The sequence below is a fragment of the Comamonas sp. 7D-2 genome, from assembly GCF_022749555.1.
GTDB classification, from domain to species: domain Bacteria; phylum Pseudomonadota; class Gammaproteobacteria; order Burkholderiales; family Burkholderiaceae_C; genus Comamonas; species Comamonas thiooxydans.
Genome location: NZ_CP094238.1, coordinates 852,086 through 871,217 on the forward strand (window position 1 = coordinate 852,086; position 19,132 = coordinate 871,217).

Genomic DNA, 19,132 nt, shown 5'->3' on the forward strand with positions numbered 1-19,132 from the left:
GGCCATTTCTGACGGCCAAACTTGCTAGCAGATCACCATCATGTTGCTCATCCCCGCTATCGACCTCAAGGACGGCCACTGCGTTCGCCTGATTCAGGGTGATATGGACCAGTCCACCACTTTCGGTGAAGACCCCGCAGCCATGGCCGCCAAATGGCTGGATGCGGGCGCCCGTCGCCTGCATCTGGTGGACCTGAACGGCGCCTTTGCGGGTCAGCCCAAGAACCTGTCGGCCATCAAGAGCATCCTCAAGGAAGTCGATGGCGAGATTCCCGTGCAGCTGGGCGGCGGCATCCGTGATCTGGATACCATCGAGCGCTACATCGATCTGGGCATCGAGTACCTGATCATCGGCACCGCTGCCGTGAAGAACCCCGGTTTCCTGCAGGACGCCTGCAGCGCCTTTCCCGGCCACATCATCGTGGGCCTGGACGCCAAGGACGGCAAGGTGGCCATCGACGGCTGGAGCAAGCTCACCGGCCAGGATGTGATCGAAACCGCCAAACGCTTCGAGGACTGGGGCGTGGAATCCATCATCTACACCGACATCGGTCGTGACGGCATGCTCAGCGGCATCAACATCGACGCCACCGTCAAGCTGGCCCAGTCGCTGAAGATTCCGGTCATCGCCTCGGGCGGTCTGGCCGGCATGGCCGACATCGAAGCGCTGTGCAAGGTGCAGGACGAGGGCGTGGAGGGCGTGATCTGCGGCCGGGCCATCTATACCGGCGATCTGGACTTCGCCGCCGGCCAGGAGCGTGCGGACGAGCTCACGGGTGAGTGATTTGACGTTTCAGGCCCAGGCCGTTGACTGGAAAGGGCTTCCTGCCATTGCTTTGAAGCTGGGTCAGGGGGATTCGGCGCTGATCTGCCTGCAGGGCGCCCAGGTGCTGTCCTGGATCGGCCAGGGGCAGGAACGCCTGTTTCTCAGTCCCCGCGCATCCCGTGACGGCAAGAGCGCCATTCGCGGCGGCATTCCGGTCTGCTTTCCCCAGTTCAACCAGCGTGGTCCCTTGGTCAAGCATGGCTTTGCGCGCCTCAGTCACTGGCAGGCCGATGCTGCGCGGCCATTGGGCGAGGATGGTGTGCAAATCTCCTTGCGCCTGACGGACAGCGAAGCATCGCGCGCCGTCTGGCTGCACGCCTTTGAGGCAGTGCTCACGATTGAGCTCAGGCCCGGCGCGTTGCGTGTGGAACTGGCTGTGCATAACCGCGGCCGGCAGGACCTGTCTTTTACAGCGGCCTTGCACGGTTATCTTCGCGTTGCGCAGGTCGAGCAGACCAGCTTGCATGGTCTCGAAGGTTTGAGCTATTGGGATGCTGCTGCGGCTCAGCCGGACACCCATGTCACGCAGGAGGGCTGCGTCAGCTTCGGTGCGGAGACCGATCGCGTCTATCCACGTGCGGCTGCAGCCCTGCAGCTGCAAAGCTCGGGCCGGCCCTGGCTGCAGCTTGCCCAGGATGCGTCCTGGAGCGAAACCGTGGTCTGGAATCCCGGCCCCGCACTGTGCGCCACGCTCAAGGACATGGAGGCCGACAGCTGGCAGCAAATGCTGTGTGTGGAGGCTGCGGCCATTGATGCCCCTGTGGTTCTTGGACCCGACCAGCGCTGGAAGGCGGCGCAAACCTTCGAATGCTTTTGAGGCTTTGAACGAGGCGGGGTGATGCCACCCCGAGCCTGGGCCTGTCCTCGTGCGAAGACCTGTTGGCCGTCAGCCTGCTCAGCCCTGTTGCAGGCTCCATGGGCCGCAGCTGCAGAGGCAGGGCGGATGGCGACTCATCGGGATTTGGTGCTCAGGGCATCCGCCAAGGCATCGACCAGAGGCGGGTTCAGATAATGCGGGCCGTCGAATGCGAAGACCGTCCAGCCTTGGTAGGCCGCCAACTGCGGCAGGAATTCTTCTGCCATGGCGCTGCGAAAGCCGCCGCCCTGCGCAGGCCGGAAGGCCTCGGCAATCACGCGAACACGCGCCTGGCCCAGATGGGCGGTCAGCATTTGCAGGTATTCGCGTGCCACGCTGGGAGTGCGCGCGTGGACGCCGACTCCATCCTGGAAAAACACGCCCACATCTTCGGGTATCCAGCGCATGATCCAGTCAACCAGCGCCTGGGGACCCATATTGGCATTGTCATAGGCGCTGATCCACAGCGGACGAGGCAGCTTGTTGAGAACCTCGGTGAGAAGGCTGGGCGCAGCCCAGGTCGGATCGACTTCGACCGGGAAGTACCAGCCGGCAACCCGCAGTGGCAGCGCCGTGATAGCGGCTTTCAAGGCATAGGACTGCATTGCCAGATCCGCGAGACTGGCGCGGGCCTTGGCTTCGTCATGCATGCCGGCCAGGCCGAGAATCAGCTCCTGCGCCCAGGGCTCTGCAGCAATGCGCTCCCAGTCCGGGAGGTTGCGGCTCATGGAGGGCAGATAAGTGCCGGGCACCAGGCTCAGATTGTCCACGGCCGTCCATTGCACCAGCAGGCGGCGGATGCCCAGACGCTGCCATGCTCCATGGGGCCGCAGAGTGTCGGCACTGGGCTGCCAGACCATGCCAGGCAGACGAAGGCCGGGCTTGGCCTGTGCATCAGGCAGGCTGCAGCTCAGCGCCCAGGCCAGGCCCAGCGCCTCGCGTCTGGTGCATTGTTCCATCGTCATATCTATGGATCGAGCCGCTTTCTCCTTTCGGAGAAAGCGCTTTTCTTTCATGGCAGCTGACTCGGAACCGTCCAGGTGAAGCCCAGATTGGAGATGCCGCTGACAAGGCTCTTGAAGTCCGCCAGACCAGGGGTTCCAACCTGCGGCTCCAGCCAGAACGGGTGGAAGAAGAACGAGGCATAGCCGTCACGCACCGTCTTCACATACTGGGCATTGGTGAGAATGTCCTGCCATGTGTAGTTGTAAAAGGAGGTCGGATCGATCTGGGAGATGTCGTATTCGATGTTTCCCAGGCTTTCCGGCAGCACTTTCTGGCCGTAGTAGTCGGTCTGTATGGGGTAGGGGAAGATCTGGCCCACGGCAAAATCCTTCTCCACCGATGCAGTGAAATTGGGCTTGTCTGCGGTGTAGTACACCACGCGCTGATAAGTCTTGGCAAAGACCTGCGTAGTGGCCTTGGATGCCAGCGCCGAGCCCTGGTAGTGCGGGGTTTCCCAGGCTGTAGCGCGATATCCATTGAGAGACAACTCCAGCAGACCGGCCCGATAACGTCCCAACGCCCAGGTGGTCGAGTCTTCGGGCACGGGCTTGTTGTTGACAATGTCCCAGAACTCGTAGTCATCGCCACTCACGGCCGTATAGCGGTTGCGCATATTGCTGTACTGGTGCGTGTAGCCATGCATCACGATTTCGCCGCCGCGCACCAGTGCATAGTTGAGAGCTCTCTTCAGATTGGTCGCCAGTGACATTGGCACCTGCATAGGCACTCCCGAGTTATAGACGCCAAGAGGGTCGCGGTAGTACGGAATGGTCGCAATCGAAAACGGTATCCGTTGCTGGTAGAGGTAGTCCGTCAGCGATTTCATTGCCGCCACACTGACCAATGCGCTCACGTCTTCAAGACGGACCATGGCCTTGTGGCTTTCGGCATGGTTCACCCCCAGCATGTCATGCAGCATGTCTGCCAGCACGAGATAGCGATCGCGTGGTCCGATATAGCTGAACGGCAGATCCGCCACATACCAGAAGTTGCCCGACCTCACCACATAGGGCGCCTGCTCGCCGGTCTTGGGATTGGACATGGAAACCAGGTTCTGGGCCTTGGTGGTATCGGTGATGGCCGTCAGCCCCACATCGGGATCCGCATTCACGGCTCCGGTGCTGCTGTCGTATGCGTAGTATTTGACAAAGGGCAGGTTTTTGTAGGTGATGGTGTCGAAGAACCCCGGTGTGGTGTTGCTTGAGGTTGGTGCGGCATTGAGTCCGCGAAGCGCCGTCAGGTTGAAGCCATAGCGGGACTGGAAGCCGTAGGCCGCATCCCAGGCAAACTGCCAGATGTTGTACTTGAACCAGACTATGGTCTTGCTCGAGCTGGCGGCATCGGCCATGAAGGCGGCGGGCACCGGGTTGTCGTAATACGAGCCCAGATAGAACGTGGCGTCGTAGCCGCTGAGTTTGCCTGCCGTGTAGTTCTGCACCGGGAGCATATCGACCTTGCTGTCGAAATGTCCGAGCAGATTGCGCAGCATGATGGCATAGCCCATGCCGAGCTTGGTGTAGGCCGTATTGGGCGGCGCGTCATAAAGGATCAGTGTGCGCGGACCTGTTTGCGCAAAGGCGCCAGGGCTCGCAAAGAGCATGGCTAGCAGCCATGCCCCAAGAATGCGTCCTAGGGTTTTCATGAGACTCTCCTGAGATCAGTACACGGTGAGGTCTATTGCTGCTGGCCACGGAATGGGCCACCCGGATTGGGCTTGTCCTTCGGGGGATTGCCGGGGGATGGGTTGCCGGGTTTGCTCGGCAGTTCATCCAGCGTGTCATCCCGTGTGAAATCCTTCTTGAAATGCCCTTTGTGGTGATGCGCACGTTCGTTGCGCTTGCGCTCTTCGGGGGCTGCGCCGATATCCATGCGGATCTGGGAGGCACCAGGCGGCAAGGGCGGCGGCATGACGTTCGAGGCCAGGGACCAGTTGGCCCAGGTCAGCAGCGCCAGCGCGAGCAGCGCGCGCGTGGCCTGCCTTTGATCATGGGAGTGCATGAGAGCCTCCTTTCTGGAGGGCAGAAAGAAAAAATGTCGAAGAACTCCATCTCCACAAACTCTAGAAATGGCGATGGGTTCGGGTCTTAGAGGCGTGCCATCTCAAAATACCAAGGCGGCACGTAGAAACACGCCTTTCCCTCGTTCGTCCCCGGCAAGCCGGGCGCGATACTGCAGGGAGAGGTCGAGGTAGGAGCGAGGTGCATGGTCACGGTCCTCGCGGAACCAGAAACGCATGCTCACACCAACGCCAGCGCCAACCGAGCTTTGCTTGCCCGAGGCTGTGCGTTCAGAGTTGTAATCAGCACCCAGGACTGCATGCGGAAACAGCACCAGTCTTGAGTCGCTCCCCCCCATTCGGAAACTGCGCCCTGCTTGGGCTTCGAACGTCGCGTAGTTCTGCTTGCGATGAATGAAGCGACCTACTTCGGCGTACATATTGAACGTGTTCCAGCTGGGCACATCCACGCGCAGGTCGGTGCCCATGCCGCCCGAATATCCCATGCGCAGCAACCAGTCGTTGCTGGACAGCGAGCCGATGCGCACGCGCCGTTCGGCCGCGAGTATGAGGTTGTGATCGCTCAGCGGCTTGGCACGGACACCGACGGCACCCTGGGTAGTCTCTCCGCCCGTGGGCACATCGTGGCGGCTGTAGACCGTTTGCGCTGCGCCGCCGTACAGCTCCCAGAAGCGACCGTCGCCGAACTTCTGCGGGCGCCAGTACACCTCGCTGACGAGCTGGGCCACGTCGCCATAGAGTCCGGGCTGGGCGCCTGCCGCGCCCAGGGCAATGCCTCGATAGCCCAGCAAGGTGTTGATGCCCCAGGAGCGGTCCCGGTCGGCAACTTCACGCCGCGTCTCATATTGCTGCTGCGGCGTCATGGCGAGCCTGCCTTCATGTGCTGCGGCAATGGCCTGCTTGAAGTAGTCGATGGACTGCTCGTTCTCGGCCAGCCTGCTGGCTGCGTAGGCGCCATCGCGCAGCGCCGTGTCCGGCAGGCGGCTCTGGTCACGTGCGCGGTTGAAGATGGACAAGGCACTGCGATCGTCCCCCACGCGGACGGCCAGATAGGCCAGATTGGGGTCGGCGCTTTGCTGCAGCTCAGGCTCCGAGACGGCCTGTGCAAAGCGTGCAGCAGCCTCGTCTCGCAGCCCCAGTTGAAGCAGCAGGTCCACCTCGCTGGACAGGGACAGGCCGCCCATTTGCAATGCCGTCCGTGCGTCGGCGTTGGCGGCCTCGGTCATGCCCTGCTCGTGGCGCAGGCGACTGCGCAAGGCCAGCACTTCGACTGCATCGGGCTGTAGCTGCAGTGTTTGATCGACCTCTTCAAGCGCCTGCGCCTTCTGGCCTGCAGCCAGCAATGCCTGCAGGCGAAGCTGACGGTAGGGTAGATGTCCGGGGTTGAGCTGCGAGGCCGCCCCTGCCTTTTCTGCCGCCAAAGCATATTGCCCATCGCTGTAGGCTTGATAGGCCTCATGGGCGACTTTGTATGCCGGGTCTGGCGCTTCCTGCCCAGGCCAGATTTCGCAGCCGGGCACATCGCCGGCGCTGAAGCAGTTGACCAGGGGCAGTGGCAGCTCGTAGCTGCGTGACATGGTTGAGGAGCGCAGGGCCTTGAGCTGCTCTCGGCGGCTGCTGACGTCGGCATTGCTGTCCGTCTCCAGCGCCTGCACAAGTCGCTGCGCCCGATCGGTCTGACCGGCGGCCAGTGCCGCATCAACGGCAATGACGCCGTAATTCTGCCGTTCCGAGCGCGCCAGATGGGGGGCCGCCAGTGCAGCGTCGAAAGCCTGTACAGAAGCATTGCCGCGACCCTGTGCATGCAGGGCCACACCCAGCAGCACCTGCAGTGCTGGATCGTTCTGCAGTGCCAGCCCTTGCTCTGCCACGCGCTGTGCCTGGGCCGCCTGCCCATCCTGAAGCAGCAAGCCCAGCCACTGAAGGCGGGGAGCCAGCGCATCCGGCGCTATTCGGACGCTGGTCTCGGCATACCTGAGGGCCTTGACCATGTCGCCTTGCTCGCGTGCCTGCAAGGCCTGCTCGAAGGGACGCAGTGCGCGGCGCTGACGTATGGATGTGCGCAGCATCTGCCAATCGGAGTCCGACTGCAGTTGCTTGACCTTGTCCAGCCTTGTTGCCCGGGCTTCGGCCTCGTCGAAGCGCCCGTTCTCTACGAGCAGGTAGACCAGCAGGCGCTGATAGTCAAGACGCCCGGGGGCCGCAGCTACGGCCTGCCTTGCTAGAGGCAATGCCGTGGCGAAGTCACGCCGCTCGGTGGCGGCATAGGCCTGGCTGGCCTTGGCGTAACCAGCAGGCATGGCCTGTGCTGCCGGGCTCTTGCGCGGGCGTGGCGTGGTGTCCGCTGTCGAGGAGGCAGCCTTTGCCGGCTCCGGTGCTGGCGCTGCTGAAGGCGTGGCTGTGCCTGGCGTCTTCGGTGGAGCCTTGGCCGCAGGAGCGGGCAGGGCTTGAGACTCGGGCTGTCTGGCCGGAACGGCTCCCTGATGCATATCGCGCAGAGCCTGGGCCAGACGCGCATCGCCAGGGTGGCGCTGAAGCTGGGCCTTCAGTACAGCTTCGGCCTGTGCTGGTTGGCCAAAGCGGCGATGGGCTGCGGCCAACTGCAAGGCGATCTCGGTGTTGTCCGGTGCCAGACGCTGAGCCTGCTGCAGCTCGGAGATGGCGCGCTGGCCATCGCCGCGCGCCATGGCCTCATACGCCTTGTCGATCCGGGGATAGATCTGAAAGCGCTGTCTGGGAGTGATATCCGGACCTAGATCCACCGTCTGCGCCAGACCATCGTATGGAGTGGCGCATGCCAGGGAAAGAACCAGAATAGGACGAGAAAGCTTCATATATTGGCACCTAAGCAACGGACACGATCGGGGCGGCATCAAGGCGGCGCAAAAGTTGCGCCATGGTGACCTGCAGCTGTTGCTGCAGTCGCAGTGCTTCATCCAGCGTAGCCTGCGTCAACGCCCCCTGGTTCACCAGGAACAGGCCCAGGCTGTCATCGCTTTGCTCATGTCTGAGCAGCAAGGCATTCAGCACGGCCGTGTCGATGCGGCCCAGGGCTTGAAGCACTTCGCCAAGCATCAGCTGCCGCGATACATAGAATTTCCACAGCTCTTTCGCCTGTTCGGCGGATACGCGTTTGCGCTCCACGGCCCAGGCCAGCAGTTCGCGAGCCGGCTCCCCATGTTGTCTTGCATACAGACGCCGCAGCTCGACCGTGACCTCTCCCTTGGGGGCAATGAGGTAGCGCACGGGCCTCTCCAGCTTGCGCTCCAGGGCTGCGTGCGAGACCGGGTCTATGACCGACTCGCTGGCCAGGATCAGTGTTTCTCCCTCCTCGCGCAGCGGCACCACGCTGTAATGCAGTGCCAGATGTGCAGGCAGCAGCGCAGCGATCTCGTCGGGGATCAGACGCTCTCCCAGAAATTCCCATGAAACACCAGCCTGCTGGGCAACTGCAGCTGCCAGCTGTGCGGTGCTGATCAGGTCCTTGTGCACCAGCGCACTGCCCAGGCGCAAGCCGGGAGTGGGGCGCAGCAGCGCTTCCTGCAGCTGGCTCTCTGTCAGGGCACCTTGTGCGATCAGTATCTGTCCCAGGGGCTGGCGCAGTCGGGGTCCCTCTCCCAGCATGGGAAAGTCATGATCGGTCTTGGCCCAGGCCATGCGCCGGATATCCTTGGCCTGCAGCGCCTGGGCGATGGCCCGCCAGTTGGCCAGAAAGTTCACTAAATTGCCCCATAGCAGGCGCGGAAGCGACATCAATCCCTGGACGATGCCGTAGTAGCTGGTGACGAAGAACATGCGCTGGGCAATGCGGTTGAGCATCAGCACGAAGTTCGCAGCCAGCAGTGCATACAGCCACCAGTCGCCCTGGAAGATGGAGAGAAACCGGTAGCTGTCCGGTACCAGGTGCTGGTAGAGCCAGATGGCAATCAGCTGCATCGCCAGCAGCATGGCCAGAAAGCTGGCGAAATTGGTGAGAGCACCCTTGCGGTCGCGCCAGAGAAAATAGTTCAGCACGCCGCTATTGGTCCAGCGCAGGGTCTTGAAGCCCTGGATCACGATGCCCGTGATCCAGCGGGACTTCTGTCGCACCGCCGCATTCAGCGTATCGGGGAAGAACTCTCGCACGCAGATGACGCTGGCTTCACGCGCGCTGCGCCCGTGTCGGCGTGGCTGGTCGGGATCGGCAGGCTGGTCCGCGTCATGCACGGGAAAGCGCACGAAGATCTCGCGCATGCCCAGCTGCTTGAGCCGGAAACCGATGTCGTAGTCCTCGGTCAGGCTCTGGGTGTCGAAGGCCACGCCGTCGCCCATCTCCAGCAGCGCCGTGATGGCGCGGCGGCTGAAGCAGGTGCCGACTCCGGCGCTGGGCACCTGGCCCACCAGGGCCTCGCGCACCACGATGTCCTTGGCATGCAGCTCGGCAAACTCGTCCAGATAATGCCCGCCGGTGAACTCGCGCAGCGGCCGCTCCAGGGGGTAGACCGGCAGCTGGATCAGATCCTTGCGATCCACGAGAAAGTTGAACAGTCTCAGCTCCAACCTGGACAGCACGTCTTCCGAGTCATGCAGGATGAAGCCTGCAAACTCGATGCCCGAGCGCTGCTCGAACTGGAAGATGGCATCGAGCACGTTGTTGAGGCAGTCGGCCTTGCTGGTCGGCCCGGGGCGTGCGCAGACCACGCTGTGCACATTCGGGAAATGGGCTCTTACCTGCTCCACATCGGCGTGGGTCTGGGGGTCGTTGGGGTAGGTGCCGATGAAGATGTGGTAGTTCTCATAGTCCAGCGTGGTTGCCGCCAGCTGCGCCATCTTGCCGATCACGCCATGCTCCTGCCAGGCGGGCACCATGATGGCCAGCGGCTTCTCGTCCACGCCGAGCAAGGCCTTGTGATTCATCTGCTCATGGCGCGAGTACACGGTCAGTGCACGCCAGGTGCGCCGCCCCCAGTAAAAGAGGTCGATGAACAGATCGTCCAGTCCGCTGATGAAGATCACCACCGCAATGACGATGGCGATGCTCTTGAGGACATAGAGATATCCGGTGAACAGGTCAAGCCAGGACATGGCGCGTCCTTTCTGCGGCTTTCTGTGCCAGGCCTGCGTGATCAGGCCTCAGCATCTGGTGCAGTCTTTTCTCGGTGCGTTGTGCTGCAGTCCCGTCACCAAACGGGTTGCTGCTGGCCTGCATGCTCCGGTAGGCAGCATCGTCATGCATCAGGTGGCGCACGGACTGAACGATCCTGCCTCTGTCGGCTCCAACCAAAGCGGCGCAGCCGGCTTCCAGCACCTCGGGACGCTCGGTCTCGTCGCGCAAGACCAGCACAGGTACCTTGAAGGTCGGTGCCTCCTCCTGCAGTCCGCCGGAATCGGTCAGCACCAGCCAGGCATCGGCCAGGGCCTGCTGCATGGCCAGGTAATCCAGCGGCTCTGTCAGCTTGACATTGGGAAGTCCGCCCAGCAGACGGTATACCGGCTCCTTGACCACCGGATTGAGGTGGACCGGGAACAGCACCGGCATCTGGGGAAACTCGCGCGCGATATCGGCAATGGCTTCGCACACATGGTCTACATCGGGGCCCCAGTTCTCTCGCCTGTGCATGGTCACCAGAATATGGCCTCGGCCCTGCATGCGGCGGTGGATGTGGTGATGCTGGCTGGCCCAGAGCTGGGCATCGACGACGGTGTTGCCGGTGAGCTCGATCTTTTCCTTGGCCACGTTTTCGCGCTCCAGCGCCTGCTGGGCCCTCGGGGTGGGGGCCAGATGCAGGCTGGCGATGCGCCCTATCATTTGCCGCAGGCCTTCCTCCGGAAAAGGTCGGTGCAGGTTGTAGGTGCGTAGGCCGGCTTCGACATGGACGACGGGCACCTTGAGATAGAAGCCGGCCAATGCACCCTGAAACGCGCTTTCTGTGTCGCCCTGCACGATCACTGCCTCACAGCTCGTATCCGTCAGCACGGACTCCAGCTGAACCCTGCAGCCTGTGGCGAATTCCAGCAGAGAGCTTCCTTGCCTTTGCAGCACATGATCGGGCTGGATATGAAAGCAGTCCAGCATTTGCGCGGCCATGTCGCCATGCTGGCCGGTGTGCAGCCAGATGGGGCGGGCCCAGTGCGTCTGTTTCAGTGCGTGATAGACAGGGGCCAGCTTGATGATTTCGGGCCTGGTCCCGGACACGATGAGCAACTGCACGATGTCTGGCTTGGCGTGAAGAGCCTCGGAGTCCTGATTCATTGCGTTCTCCCTTTGAGTCAATTGGTATCAGACGTTCTTCATTCGTACCTGCTCAAAATCATCTTTCACGCTCTGCTTGGGGTATGTCAGCCAGCTCCTCGTGCTGGCCACAATTGGTGCCGGCTCTATTTGCTGCATGAGCGGCGCAGCTGCATCGGCGGGCTAACCGTCTCTGGCAGCCGTGACCAGCCTCTCGGCACAGCGGCTGGCCTGATCGCCATCCTGCGCTTCCACCATCACATGCAGCAGCGGCTCCGTGCCGCTGTGACGCACCAGCACACGCCCGGTAGAGCCCAGTTCGGCCTCGACCTGCGCCTGCACTCGTGCCAGCAAGGTATTGCTGCGCCAATCCCGGTCTGGCGACCAGTGCACATTGAGCAATGCCTGAGGGTAGAGCTGCACCGGCAGCAGCCATTGCGACAGCGTGCGGCCGGTGCGCACGCAGGCCTGCAATATCTGCAGCGCGTTCACCAGACCGTCGCCCGTGCTGTGCCGGTCCAGTATCAGCAGATGGCCTGACCCCTCGCCGCCGAAGGTCCAGCCCCTGCGGCTGAGCTCCTCAAGCACGTAGCGGTCGCCGACCTTGGTGCGCATGAAGTCCACATCCAGCACCCCGAATGCCCGCTCCACCGCCATATTCGTCATCAGCGTGCCGACGGCGCCCGCAATGCTCTCGTCATGCTCCAGGCGGTCGGCGACGATCAGGTACAGCAACTCGTCCCCGTTATAGAGCCGCCCGGCGGCATCGACGACCAGCAGGCGATCCGCATCGCCATCCAGGGCGATGCCGAAATCCGCACCGCAACCGGAAACAGTCGTGGCCAGGAGCTCAGGGTGTGCGGCTCCGGCCCCCTGGTTGATGTTCATGCCATCGGGAGCGCAGCCTATGGCCACCACTTCGGCACCGAGTTCATGCAAGACCATGGGCGCTATCTGATAGGCCGCACCATGGCCGGCATCGACCACGATCTTCAGTCCTCGCAAGGTGAACGCATGGTCGCAAGTGCTCTTGCAAAACTCTATATAGCGACCGGCGGCGTCATCCAGGAGCTGGGTTTTTCCGAGTGCGATTGCCGGGACCCAATGCGGCTCATCCAGCAGCATTTGCTCGACTGCTACCTCCCAGACATAGGGCAGTTTGGTGCCTTTGGCGCTGAAGAATTTGATGCCGTTGTCCTCGAAGGTGTTGTGGCTGGCGCTGATGACCACTCCCAGACTTGCACGCAAGGCCCGCGTGAGATAGGCCACTCCCGGTGTTGGCAGCGTCCCAAGCAGCACCACGTCCACGCCAGACGAATTGAAGCCCGACACCAAGGCGCTTTCGAGCATGTGACCCGAGATACGCGTGTCCTTGCCAATCAGCACCGTCGGGCGCTCTTCGTTGCGATGAAGCATTCGTCCGACGACATGGGCGAGATGCAGAGCGAAGTCCGGCGTGATGGGGAAATACCCAGCCCGCCCACGGATTCCGTCGGTACCGAAATATTGGCGTCTCATATCCATGATGATCACCTGTGCCTGAATACATTCATCGAATGGGATGGGTTTCCGGGTTCGGTCAACTATTTATGGGTTCAACACTGTCGAAATATTAAAAACTATTGATTTATTTTTTTTCATAGTTTCACTAGCAAAAACAATCCGAACAAGAAGGCAGCGTAAAAAGAAACATCTTTTTACGTCATGAATATTTGGAAGCCGAATTGGGGTTTTATACACAATATTTAAGGTATTTCGCTGCCTGGTCGAGATTGCTTTGCATTGCTGTCAACCCTAGCGTCAGGCGGCTTGCCGAAGCCCAATCCGCAATAGCTTTGCTTGTCACGCAGTCATATGCCGCTCTCGGCAGTGCAGCTTCTCGCAGGTGTGGAGGCTTCTCATTGAGAATATCAGTGCCTTTATTTCCGGATCGCCTGTGGCATGCCTGGTCAGGAGTGGGCGATGGTTCTATGTGCGCCAGTTAATCGCAGCCGGAATATCGATGCAGGAAAGAGATTGCGGCTGAAAACAATAAATCGTGAGGCCGGCTCTGTGTTTACTGTTATTCAATTGGGAGCACGGGGATTTTGTGCCACTTTATGGATTGGGGCTGCTGCTGAGTTGAATCGTTTCAAATCGAGCGGGTTTGACTCGCGATGCGATGGCTGTGGCCGGGCTGCGTGCCGCCGAAGCCAGCTGGCAATGCCATGGCAGCGGCAGGGGGGCGCCGTCGGCAGATGCCCTAGGCAGCGGCGAGGCCGTGGTATCTTTGGTCTCCTTGTTCGTAGATATTCCGAGACTGGTCCATGCTTGCCAAACGCATCATTCCCTGCCTTGACGTGACCGGCGGCCGCGTGGTCAAGGGCGTCAATTTTCTGGAGCTGCGCGATGCGGGCGACCCGGTGGAAATTGCCGCACGCTACAACGCCCAGGGTGCAGACGAGCTGACCTTTCTGGACATCACGGCCACCAGCGATGGCCGTGACCTGATTCTGCCCATCATCGAGGCCGTGGCTTCGCAGGTCTTCATTCCGCTGACCGTGGGCGGTGGCGTGCGCAGCGTGGAAGATGTGCGTCGCCTGCTCAATGCCGGAGCCGACAAGACCAGCTTCAACTCCGCCGCCATTGCCAACCCGGACACCATCAATGCCTGCAGCGACAAGTATGGCGCGCAATGCATCGTGGTGGCCATCGACGCCAAGCGCCGCACGCCCGAGGACGAGCAGCGCATCGGTCCCGGCGGCACGCCCATGGGGCCGGGCTGGGATGTGTACAGCCACGGCGGCCGCAAGAATGTGGGGCTGGATGTGGTGCGCTGGGCCGAAGAGATGGCCAGGCGCGGTGCCGGCGAGATCCTGCTGACCAGCATGGACAAGGACGGCACCAAGAGCGGCTTCGATCTGAAGCTCACGCGTGCCGTGGCTGATGCCGTGGCCGTGCCCGTGATCGCCTCGGGCGGTGTCGGCAATCTCGAAGATCTGGCCGATGGCGTGACCATCGGCGGCGCCGATGCCGTGCTGGCCGCCAGCATCTTCCACTATGGCGAGTACACCGTGCAGCAGGCCAAGGAATGCATGCGCGCGCGCGGCATTCCCGTGCGTCTCTAAAGTAGTTGTTTTGAGAGCAGCTTGCGCAGGCTACAAGCGGCTTTCCATATGTTTTATGGTTGATGTTAGCTGCTGGCCTGCGCTGGCAGCTATACAAAGCAAAGGTCTGCAATGAGCTGGCTCGATCAAGTCAAATGGGATGCGCAGGGTCTGGTGCCCGTGATTGCGCAGGAGCAAAGCAGCGGCGACGTGGTCATGTTTGCCTGGATGAACCGCGAGGCACTGGAAAAGACCGCCGAGCTGGGGCGTGCCGTCTACTTCAGCCGCTCGCGCAACAAGCTGTGGTTCAAGGGCGAGGAGTCCGGCCATGTGCAGACCGTGCATGAGATGCGCATCGACTGCGATAACGACGTGGTTTTGCTCAAGATCACGCAAGAGGGGCATGATCCCGGTATTGCCTGCCATACCGGCCGCCACTCCTGCTTCTACAGCGTTTTCAAGGACGGACAGTGGCTTGCTGTCGATCCGGTCTTGAAAGATCCTGCTTCCATCTACAAATAAAGTCATGTCTGAACAAAACACCGCGTCGATCGAGGGCGCACTGGCCCGTCTGGCCGCCGTGATCGAAAGCCGCAAGGTCGCCAATGGTGGCGACCCTGAAAAAAGCTATGTCGCGCGCCTGCTGCACAAGGGGCCTGACGCCTTTCTGAAGAAGATCGGCGAAGAGGCCACCGAGGTCGTCATGGCCGCCAAGGATGTCGATCATGGTGCGGACAAGGGCAAGATCCTCTATGAAGTGGCGGATCTGTGGTTTCATTCCATGATTGCGCTGTCGCACTACGGGCTGACACCCGCAGAGGTGGTGGCCGAGCTGGAGCGCCGCGAGGGCACCAGCGGTCTGGAGGAAAAAGCCCTGCGCAAGGCCCAGGAACGCGCTGCTCAGGAAGGGGCGGCCAAGCAATAAGGAGGAAGCACATGAATGACGATCGCGACATCATCGATGTAGGCAGCAGCAGCTCTACCGAGGTCGAGGGCCTGAAGGCCTGGGGCTGGGTCAGCTATCTGCTGCACCTGGTCGTGGCCGTGGCCGCCGTGCTCCCGGGCGCGCAGGTCAGTGTGCTGCTGTTGCTGATTGCAGTTGTCATCGATCTGGTCAAGCGTGATGATGCGCGTGGCACCTGGCAGGAGAGTCATTTTTCCTGGCGGCTGCGCAGCGTGCTCTGGGCCATTGTGCTCTATGCGGTGACTTTCCCGTTCTTCCTGCTGGGCCTCTTGATCTTCAACCCTGCCTGGGTGCTGATCTCCATCTGGTTCCTCTACCGCATCGTCAGCGGCATGATCGCCATGAACAAGAATCGCGCGATCCAGCCCTGAACCGCACTTGCCAGACACCCAAGCCCCCGCTTTACGGCCGGGGCTTTTTTGTTTTTGCAAGCGGTTGTGCTGCGCTGCAACAGATTCGGGGTGGCAGGCTGACACGGGGCCCGGGCCTGTGCAATGCTCGCGGTGCTGGATAAGCTCCAGGACTTAAGCGGATTCGAATCGGGCATGGTGTTTTGTCCATGGATATGCCCGCTGTGCCTTCTTGCTTGCGTAAGTCCCAAGCCCCTTGCTTGGTTCCTCAACCCTCACAGGATCGTGCCATGGCTGCAGAGACTTCCCATACCCTCAACCTGGCCCTGCAAGGCGGGGGATCGCATGGTGCGCTGACCTGGGGCGTGCTGGATGCATTGCTGGACGATGACGGACTGATCTTCGAAGGCATCAGCGGCACCAGTGCCGGTGCCATGAACGCCGTGGCGCTGGCCCATGGTTTCGCGCAGGCGGCCGCGCAGGAAAAGAAAGTGGACGATGCCCGTTACCTGGGACGGCAACTGGCGCGCCAGTCTCTGCGCGAGCTGTGGGAGGGCGTGGGCACCATGGGCAGCGTGGGCAAGATGTTCTGGGCCGCACCGTTGCCGGGCAGCAAGCAGTTCATGGGCGTGCTCAACCAGTTTCTGTCGCCCTATCAGACCAATCCGCTCAATATCAACCCGCTGCGACAACTGCTCACCCGGGTGGTGGACTTCGAGATGCTGGCGCATCCCGAGCACCCCAGCGTGGTGCCCAAGCTCTTCATCTGCGCCACCAATGTGCGCACGGGCGGCGGCAAGATCTTCAAGGGCGAGCAGGTGACGGCAGACGCCATCATGGCCTCGGCCTGCCTGCCGCAACTGTTCAAGGCAGTGGAGATTGACGGGGAGTGCTACTGGGACGGCGGGTTCTCGGGCAATCCGGCCCTGTATCCGCTGATCTACGAGACCCGGAGCAGGGACATCCTGCTGGTGCAGATCAATCCCAAGGAGTCCGATGTCTCGCCCGACACGGCCCGCGAGATCATGGATCGCATGAACGAAATCACCTTCAACGCCAGCTTGCTGGCCGAGTTGAGGGCCATCGAGTTTGTGGTCAAGCTGCTGGAGCAAAAGCGCCTGGACCCCGAGCGCTACAAGCATGTGCTGATGCACCGCATCGATGGCGGCTCGGTGCTCAAGCCCTTTGGCGCCTCAAGCAAGGTGCGCGCAGACATGGGCATGGTGCGCAAGCTGTTCGAGCTGGGACGCGAGCGCGGCCAGCAATGGCTGCAGCTCAACCGCGAGCACCTTGGCGTCAAGCAGACGCTGCGATTCAACGAGAATAGGGGATAGCCCCGCAGGGGGCGACGCCATTGCCTGCTTCCTGGCCTCCTAGGCCATGGATAGCGCAGGGCGTCCAGAATACTGAACCGTAGAGATACCTGAGACCATGCACGACCACCACGACCCCCATTGCATTTTCTGCCGCATCGCCAAGGGCGAGATTCCTTCGCGAAAGGTCTATGAAGACGAGGAGCTGTTCGCCTTCCATGACATTCACCCGGGGGCGCCCGTGCACTTTCTGGTGATTCCCAAGAAGCACATCCCCTCCATGGCCCAGGTCGGCGCCGAGGATGCGCCCCTGCTGGGTCGCATGATGGCGCTGGCTCCCAAGCTGGCGATGGAGCAGGGCTGCAACCCTTATCCCGATGGCGGATTCCGTATCGTGGTCAACACCGGCAGCGAAGGCGGGCAGGAAGTGCACCATCTGCACCTGCACGTCATGGGCGGCCCGCGCCCCTGGCTCAAGGGCTGATCAGGCGGCGCACCGGGCCTGCACGCGGCGATAGAGCTGTGCGCTGCAGGCTTTTTGGGTGATTGATTCGTATCTGTCACAAGCCCCGTCTAAAATGGTTTGCAATTTCTAGGAGATTCTCATGGGCTCGTTTTCTATCTGGCACTGGGCGATCGTGCTGCTCATCGTGGTTCTGGTGTTCGGCACCAAGAAGCTCAAGAACATCGGCTCCGACCTGGGCGGCGCCGTCAAGGGCTTCAAGGACGGCATGAAGGACGGCGCGACTGACGCCGATGCCAATGCTGCGACCGGCCAAGTGGCCAACCAGCAGGCTGCCGAAAAGGCCACCATCGACGTGGAAGCCAAGCAAAAGAGCTGATCGCGGCAGGACTGACATTTAGATGTTTGATATTGGCCTGTCCAAAATGGCGCTGATCGGTGCCGTGGCCCTGGTGGTCATCGGTCCCGAGAAACTGCCGCGCGTGGCCCGCATGGTGGGCACCTTGCTTGGCAGGGCACAGCGCTATGTGTCCGACGTCAAGGCCGAGGTCAACCGCTCCATGGAGCTCGATGAGCTGCGCAAGATGAAGGACACGGTCGAGACCGCCGCGCGGGACGTGGAGTCCAGCATGCGCAATCAGGCCTCCGATCTTGAAAAGGACTGGAGCGATGCGACCAAGGACCTGCGCGACGACTCGAACATGACTTCGGCTTCGTCCTTCGGCTCCTATGACGCAGAAGGCGGCTACACCGGTCTGGATACGCACAGCAGCGTGGTGCCAAGCTATCGCCATCCGCGCAAGAACTGGCGCGTCAAGCGCGGTGCCGTGCCCCAGTGGTACAAGGCCCGCGCCGGGGTACGCAGCAAGGTCCAGTCGGGTGCGGCACGCGTGGCGCGCTTTCGCCCCAAGAAGTTCCATTGAACATGCAGCTCAGCAGCCTGCCGGCCGCAAGGTCGGCCATGGCCGGCCCCAGGGGCCAGGCCCTGCTGCCCGCATGTCGCTCTTTGCCCGTGATCCGCGGGCGTTGTTGTTTCTCAAGCGTGTGGAGCCGATCGGGCTCCGACGCGGTTTTGCACCATGTCCGAACCCTCTAAAGAAGACGAACTCGCCGGCACGGAGCAGCCGTTTGTCCAGCACCTGATGGAGCTGCGTGATCGCCTGCTCTACAGCCTGTATGGCGTTTTGATCGGCGTCGGGCTGTTGATGTTCTGGCCGGGCCCCGATGGCCTGATCGACTTCATCGCCCTGCCCATCAAGGAGCATATGCCGCCCGGCGCCAAGCTGATTGCGGTGGGCGTTTTCTCGCCCTTCTTCGTGCCGCTCAAGGTGTTGATGATGGTGGCCGTGCTGCTGGCGCTGCCCTGGATCATGTACCAGATCTGGGCCTTTGTGGCACCGGGCCTGTACAGCCACGAGAAGAAGTTCGCCCTGCCGCTGATCCTGTTCGGCAGCCTGCTGGCCTATGCCGGCATTGCCTTCGTACAGTTCTTTGTGCTGGGCAATATGTTCAAGTTCATCCAGCACTTCACGCCTGCCAGCGTGGCGGCCACGCCCGACATCGCCTCGTATGTGGAAGCGATTCTGTCGCTTTACATCGCTTTTGCGGCGGCTTTCCAGGTGCCCATCGTGGTGATGCTGCTGGTGCGCTTTGGTCTGGTGGAGATCGAAAAGCTCAAGGCCTTCCGCGGCTATTTCGTGGTGCTGGCCTTTGTGATTGCTGCCGTCATCACGCCGCCCGATGTGATCTCTCAGCTGGCCCTGGCCTTGCCCATGTGCCTGCTCTACGAGATCGGCATTCTGGGCGCCGGCTGGTTCAGCAGGGTATCGCGTGCGCCCGATGCCGAGGAAGGCACGGGCTCGGAAGTGGAGAAATCCTCGGACGGCCACTGATCTTCGCCCCGACCTCCTGCAAAGCCCTTGAAGCAATTCAAGGGCTTTTGTTTTGATGACTGTCTGCAATTTTTTCCATCAGTGCTTGAGTCATATCTCTTGATGAATCGTGTTGAAGAGGTTGTGGCTGGCCCGGCCGGAGCATGAAA

General features: G+C 61.6%; 18 protein-coding genes. 11 read left to right on the forward strand and 7 right to left on the reverse strand.

Annotation, left to right across the window (positions count from 1 at the left end):
- The first annotated feature begins 40 nt into the window (after nucleotides 1-40).
- Together hisA and MPZ60_RS03830 are read left to right on the forward strand one after the other, a co-directional pair.
- Nucleotides 41-784, forward strand: coding sequence for a 1-(5-phosphoribosyl)-5-[(5-phosphoribosylamino)methylideneamino]imidazole-4-carboxamide isomerase (gene hisA, locus MPZ60_RS03825; protein WP_003058631.1), 744 nt, complete (start codon nucleotides 41-43; stop codon nucleotides 782-784).
- Nucleotides 777-1,643: a D-hexose-6-phosphate mutarotase gene (locus MPZ60_RS03830; protein WP_034357477.1), complete on the forward strand. Its 867-nt coding sequence runs from the start codon at nucleotides 777-779 to the stop codon at nucleotides 1,641-1,643. Before hisA ends, MPZ60_RS03830 begins: the two co-directional genes overlap by 8 nt.
- 134 nt (nucleotides 1,644-1,777) lie before the next feature.
- Here the strand turns inward: MPZ60_RS03830 and MPZ60_RS03835 are convergent, their stop codons facing one another.
- From MPZ60_RS03835 to glmM, 7 genes are all read right to left on the reverse strand, one after another.
- Nucleotides 1,778-2,647: a hypothetical protein gene (locus tag MPZ60_RS03835; protein ID WP_241781305.1), complete on the reverse strand. Its 870-nt coding sequence runs from the start codon at nucleotides 2,645-2,647 to the stop codon at nucleotides 1,778-1,780.
- A gap of 47 nt (nucleotides 2,648-2,694) precedes the next feature.
- Complete coding sequence (locus MPZ60_RS03840) at nucleotides 2,695-4,329, reverse strand: DUF2334 domain-containing protein (protein ID WP_034357481.1); 1,635 nt, start codon at nucleotides 4,327-4,329, stop codon at nucleotides 2,695-2,697.
- 32 nt (nucleotides 4,330-4,361) lie between these two features.
- The gene (locus MPZ60_RS03845) at nucleotides 4,362-4,685 is read right to left on the reverse strand and encodes a hypothetical protein (RefSeq protein WP_034357484.1); all 324 of its coding nucleotides are present in this window, start codon (nucleotides 4,683-4,685) and stop codon (nucleotides 4,362-4,364) included.
- Between the two features lie 102 nt (nucleotides 4,686-4,787).
- Nucleotides 4,788-7,538, reverse strand: a complete 2,751-nt coding sequence (locus MPZ60_RS03850) for a tetratricopeptide repeat protein (RefSeq protein WP_034357486.1) — start codon at nucleotides 7,536-7,538, stop codon at nucleotides 4,788-4,790.
- 10 nt (nucleotides 7,539-7,548) lie between these two features.
- Nucleotides 7,549-9,768: a cyclic di-3',5'-guanylate-activated glycosyltransferase NrfB gene (gene nrfB, locus MPZ60_RS03855; RefSeq protein WP_034357488.1), complete on the reverse strand. Its 2,220-nt coding sequence runs from the start codon at nucleotides 9,766-9,768 to the stop codon at nucleotides 7,549-7,551.
- Nucleotides 9,755-10,936 (reverse strand): non-hydrolyzing UDP-N-acetylglucosamine 2-epimerase, encoded by a 1,182-nt coding sequence (wecB, locus tag MPZ60_RS03860; RefSeq protein WP_034357490.1) that lies wholly within the window; start codon nucleotides 10,934-10,936, stop codon nucleotides 9,755-9,757. Before wecB ends, nrfB begins: the two co-directional genes overlap by 14 nt.
- A gap of 162 nt (nucleotides 10,937-11,098) precedes the next feature.
- Nucleotides 11,099-12,433, reverse strand: coding sequence for a phosphoglucosamine mutase (gene glmM, locus MPZ60_RS03865; protein ID WP_034357702.1), 1,335 nt, complete (start codon nucleotides 12,431-12,433; stop codon nucleotides 11,099-11,101).
- Nucleotides 12,434-13,221: 788 nt separating this feature from the next.
- On the opposite strand from glmM, the gene hisF reads away from it, so the two are divergent.
- From hisF to tatC, 9 genes are all read left to right on the forward strand, one after another.
- A complete protein-coding gene (gene hisF, locus MPZ60_RS03870) occupies nucleotides 13,222-14,022 on the forward strand; it encodes an imidazole glycerol phosphate synthase subunit HisF (RefSeq protein ID WP_003058607.1) in 801 nt (266 codons plus the stop codon).
- Between the two features lie 72 nt (nucleotides 14,023-14,094).
- A complete protein-coding gene (gene hisI, locus MPZ60_RS03875; RefSeq protein ID WP_255538961.1) occupies nucleotides 14,095-14,523 on the forward strand; it encodes a phosphoribosyl-AMP cyclohydrolase in 429 nt (142 codons plus the stop codon).
- A 4-nt stretch (nucleotides 14,524-14,527) separates the two neighbouring features.
- Nucleotides 14,528-14,926 carry a phosphoribosyl-ATP diphosphatase gene (locus tag MPZ60_RS03880; protein WP_034357492.1) on the forward strand — a complete coding sequence of 133 codons (399 nt, stop codon included), beginning with the start codon at nucleotides 14,528-14,530 and terminating at the stop codon, nucleotides 14,924-14,926.
- A gap of 11 nt (nucleotides 14,927-14,937) precedes the next feature.
- Nucleotides 14,938-15,336 carry a membrane protein gene (locus MPZ60_RS03885; protein ID WP_034357493.1) on the forward strand — a complete coding sequence of 133 codons (399 nt, stop codon included), beginning with the start codon at nucleotides 14,938-14,940 and terminating at the stop codon, nucleotides 15,334-15,336.
- A 269-nt stretch (nucleotides 15,337-15,605) separates the two neighbouring features.
- Complete coding sequence (locus MPZ60_RS03890) at nucleotides 15,606-16,649, forward strand: patatin-like phospholipase family protein (protein WP_034357495.1); 1,044 nt, start codon at nucleotides 15,606-15,608, stop codon at nucleotides 16,647-16,649.
- Between the two features lie 97 nt (nucleotides 16,650-16,746).
- Nucleotides 16,747-17,112: a histidine triad nucleotide-binding protein gene (locus MPZ60_RS03895; protein WP_034357497.1), complete on the forward strand. Its 366-nt coding sequence runs from the start codon at nucleotides 16,747-16,749 to the stop codon at nucleotides 17,110-17,112.
- Nucleotides 17,113-17,233: 121 nt separating this feature from the next.
- Entirely contained in the window at nucleotides 17,234-17,470 is a 237-nt protein-coding gene (gene tatA / locus MPZ60_RS03900) for a Sec-independent protein translocase subunit TatA (RefSeq protein ID WP_003058595.1), read from the forward strand.
- A 22-nt stretch (nucleotides 17,471-17,492) separates the two neighbouring features.
- Nucleotides 17,493-18,014 (forward strand): Sec-independent protein translocase protein TatB, encoded by a 522-nt coding sequence (gene tatB, locus MPZ60_RS03905; protein WP_003062149.1) that lies wholly within the window; start codon nucleotides 17,493-17,495, stop codon nucleotides 18,012-18,014.
- A gap of 156 nt (nucleotides 18,015-18,170) precedes the next feature.
- Nucleotides 18,171-18,983, forward strand: coding sequence for a twin-arginine translocase subunit TatC (tatC, locus tag MPZ60_RS03910; RefSeq protein ID WP_034357499.1), 813 nt, complete (start codon nucleotides 18,171-18,173; stop codon nucleotides 18,981-18,983).
- Nucleotides 18,984-19,132: the final 149 nt, after the last annotated feature.

Excerpts from the sequence above, each read along its gene's own strand:
- tatA (WP_003058595.1), top strand. The coding sequence starts at position 17,234 with ATGGGCTCGTTTTCTATCTGGCACTGGGCGATCGTGCTGCTCATCGTG.
- tatC (WP_034357499.1), top strand. The coding sequence starts at position 18,171 with ATGTCCGAACCCTCTAAAGAAGACGAACTCGCCGGCACGGAGCAGCCG.
- MPZ60_RS03840 (WP_034357481.1), bottom strand. The coding sequence starts at position 4,329 with ATGAAAACCCTAGGACGCATTCTTGGGGCATGGCTGCTAGCCATGCTC.
- MPZ60_RS03890 (WP_034357495.1), top strand. The coding sequence starts at position 15,606 with ATGGCTGCAGAGACTTCCCATACCCTCAACCTGGCCCTGCAAGGCGGG.
- hisF (WP_003058607.1), top strand. The coding sequence starts at position 13,222 with ATGCTTGCCAAACGCATCATTCCCTGCCTTGACGTGACCGGCGGCCGC.
- wecB (WP_034357490.1), bottom strand. The coding sequence starts at position 10,936 with ATGAATCAGGACTCCGAGGCTCTTCACGCCAAGCCAGACATCGTGCAG.
- nrfB (WP_034357488.1), bottom strand. The coding sequence starts at position 9,768 with ATGTCCTGGCTTGACCTGTTCACCGGATATCTCTATGTCCTCAAGAGC.
- tatB (WP_003062149.1), top strand. The coding sequence starts at position 17,493 with ATGTTTGATATTGGCCTGTCCAAAATGGCGCTGATCGGTGCCGTGGCC.
- MPZ60_RS03895 (WP_034357497.1), top strand. The coding sequence starts at position 16,747 with ATGCACGACCACCACGACCCCCATTGCATTTTCTGCCGCATCGCCAAG.
- MPZ60_RS03885 (WP_034357493.1), top strand. The coding sequence starts at position 14,938 with ATGAATGACGATCGCGACATCATCGATGTAGGCAGCAGCAGCTCTACC.
- MPZ60_RS03880 (WP_034357492.1), top strand. The coding sequence starts at position 14,528 with ATGTCTGAACAAAACACCGCGTCGATCGAGGGCGCACTGGCCCGTCTG.
- MPZ60_RS03845 (WP_034357484.1), bottom strand. The coding sequence starts at position 4,685 with ATGCACTCCCATGATCAAAGGCAGGCCACGCGCGCGCTGCTCGCGCTG.
- glmM (WP_034357702.1), bottom strand. The coding sequence starts at position 12,433 with ATGAGACGCCAATATTTCGGTACCGACGGAATCCGTGGGCGGGCTGGG.
- hisA (WP_003058631.1), top strand. The coding sequence starts at position 41 with ATGTTGCTCATCCCCGCTATCGACCTCAAGGACGGCCACTGCGTTCGC.
- MPZ60_RS03835 (WP_241781305.1), bottom strand. The coding sequence starts at position 2,647 with ATGACGATGGAACAATGCACCAGACGCGAGGCGCTGGGCCTGGCCTGG.
- MPZ60_RS03850 (WP_034357486.1), bottom strand. The coding sequence starts at position 7,538 with ATGAAGCTTTCTCGTCCTATTCTGGTTCTTTCCCTGGCATGCGCCACT.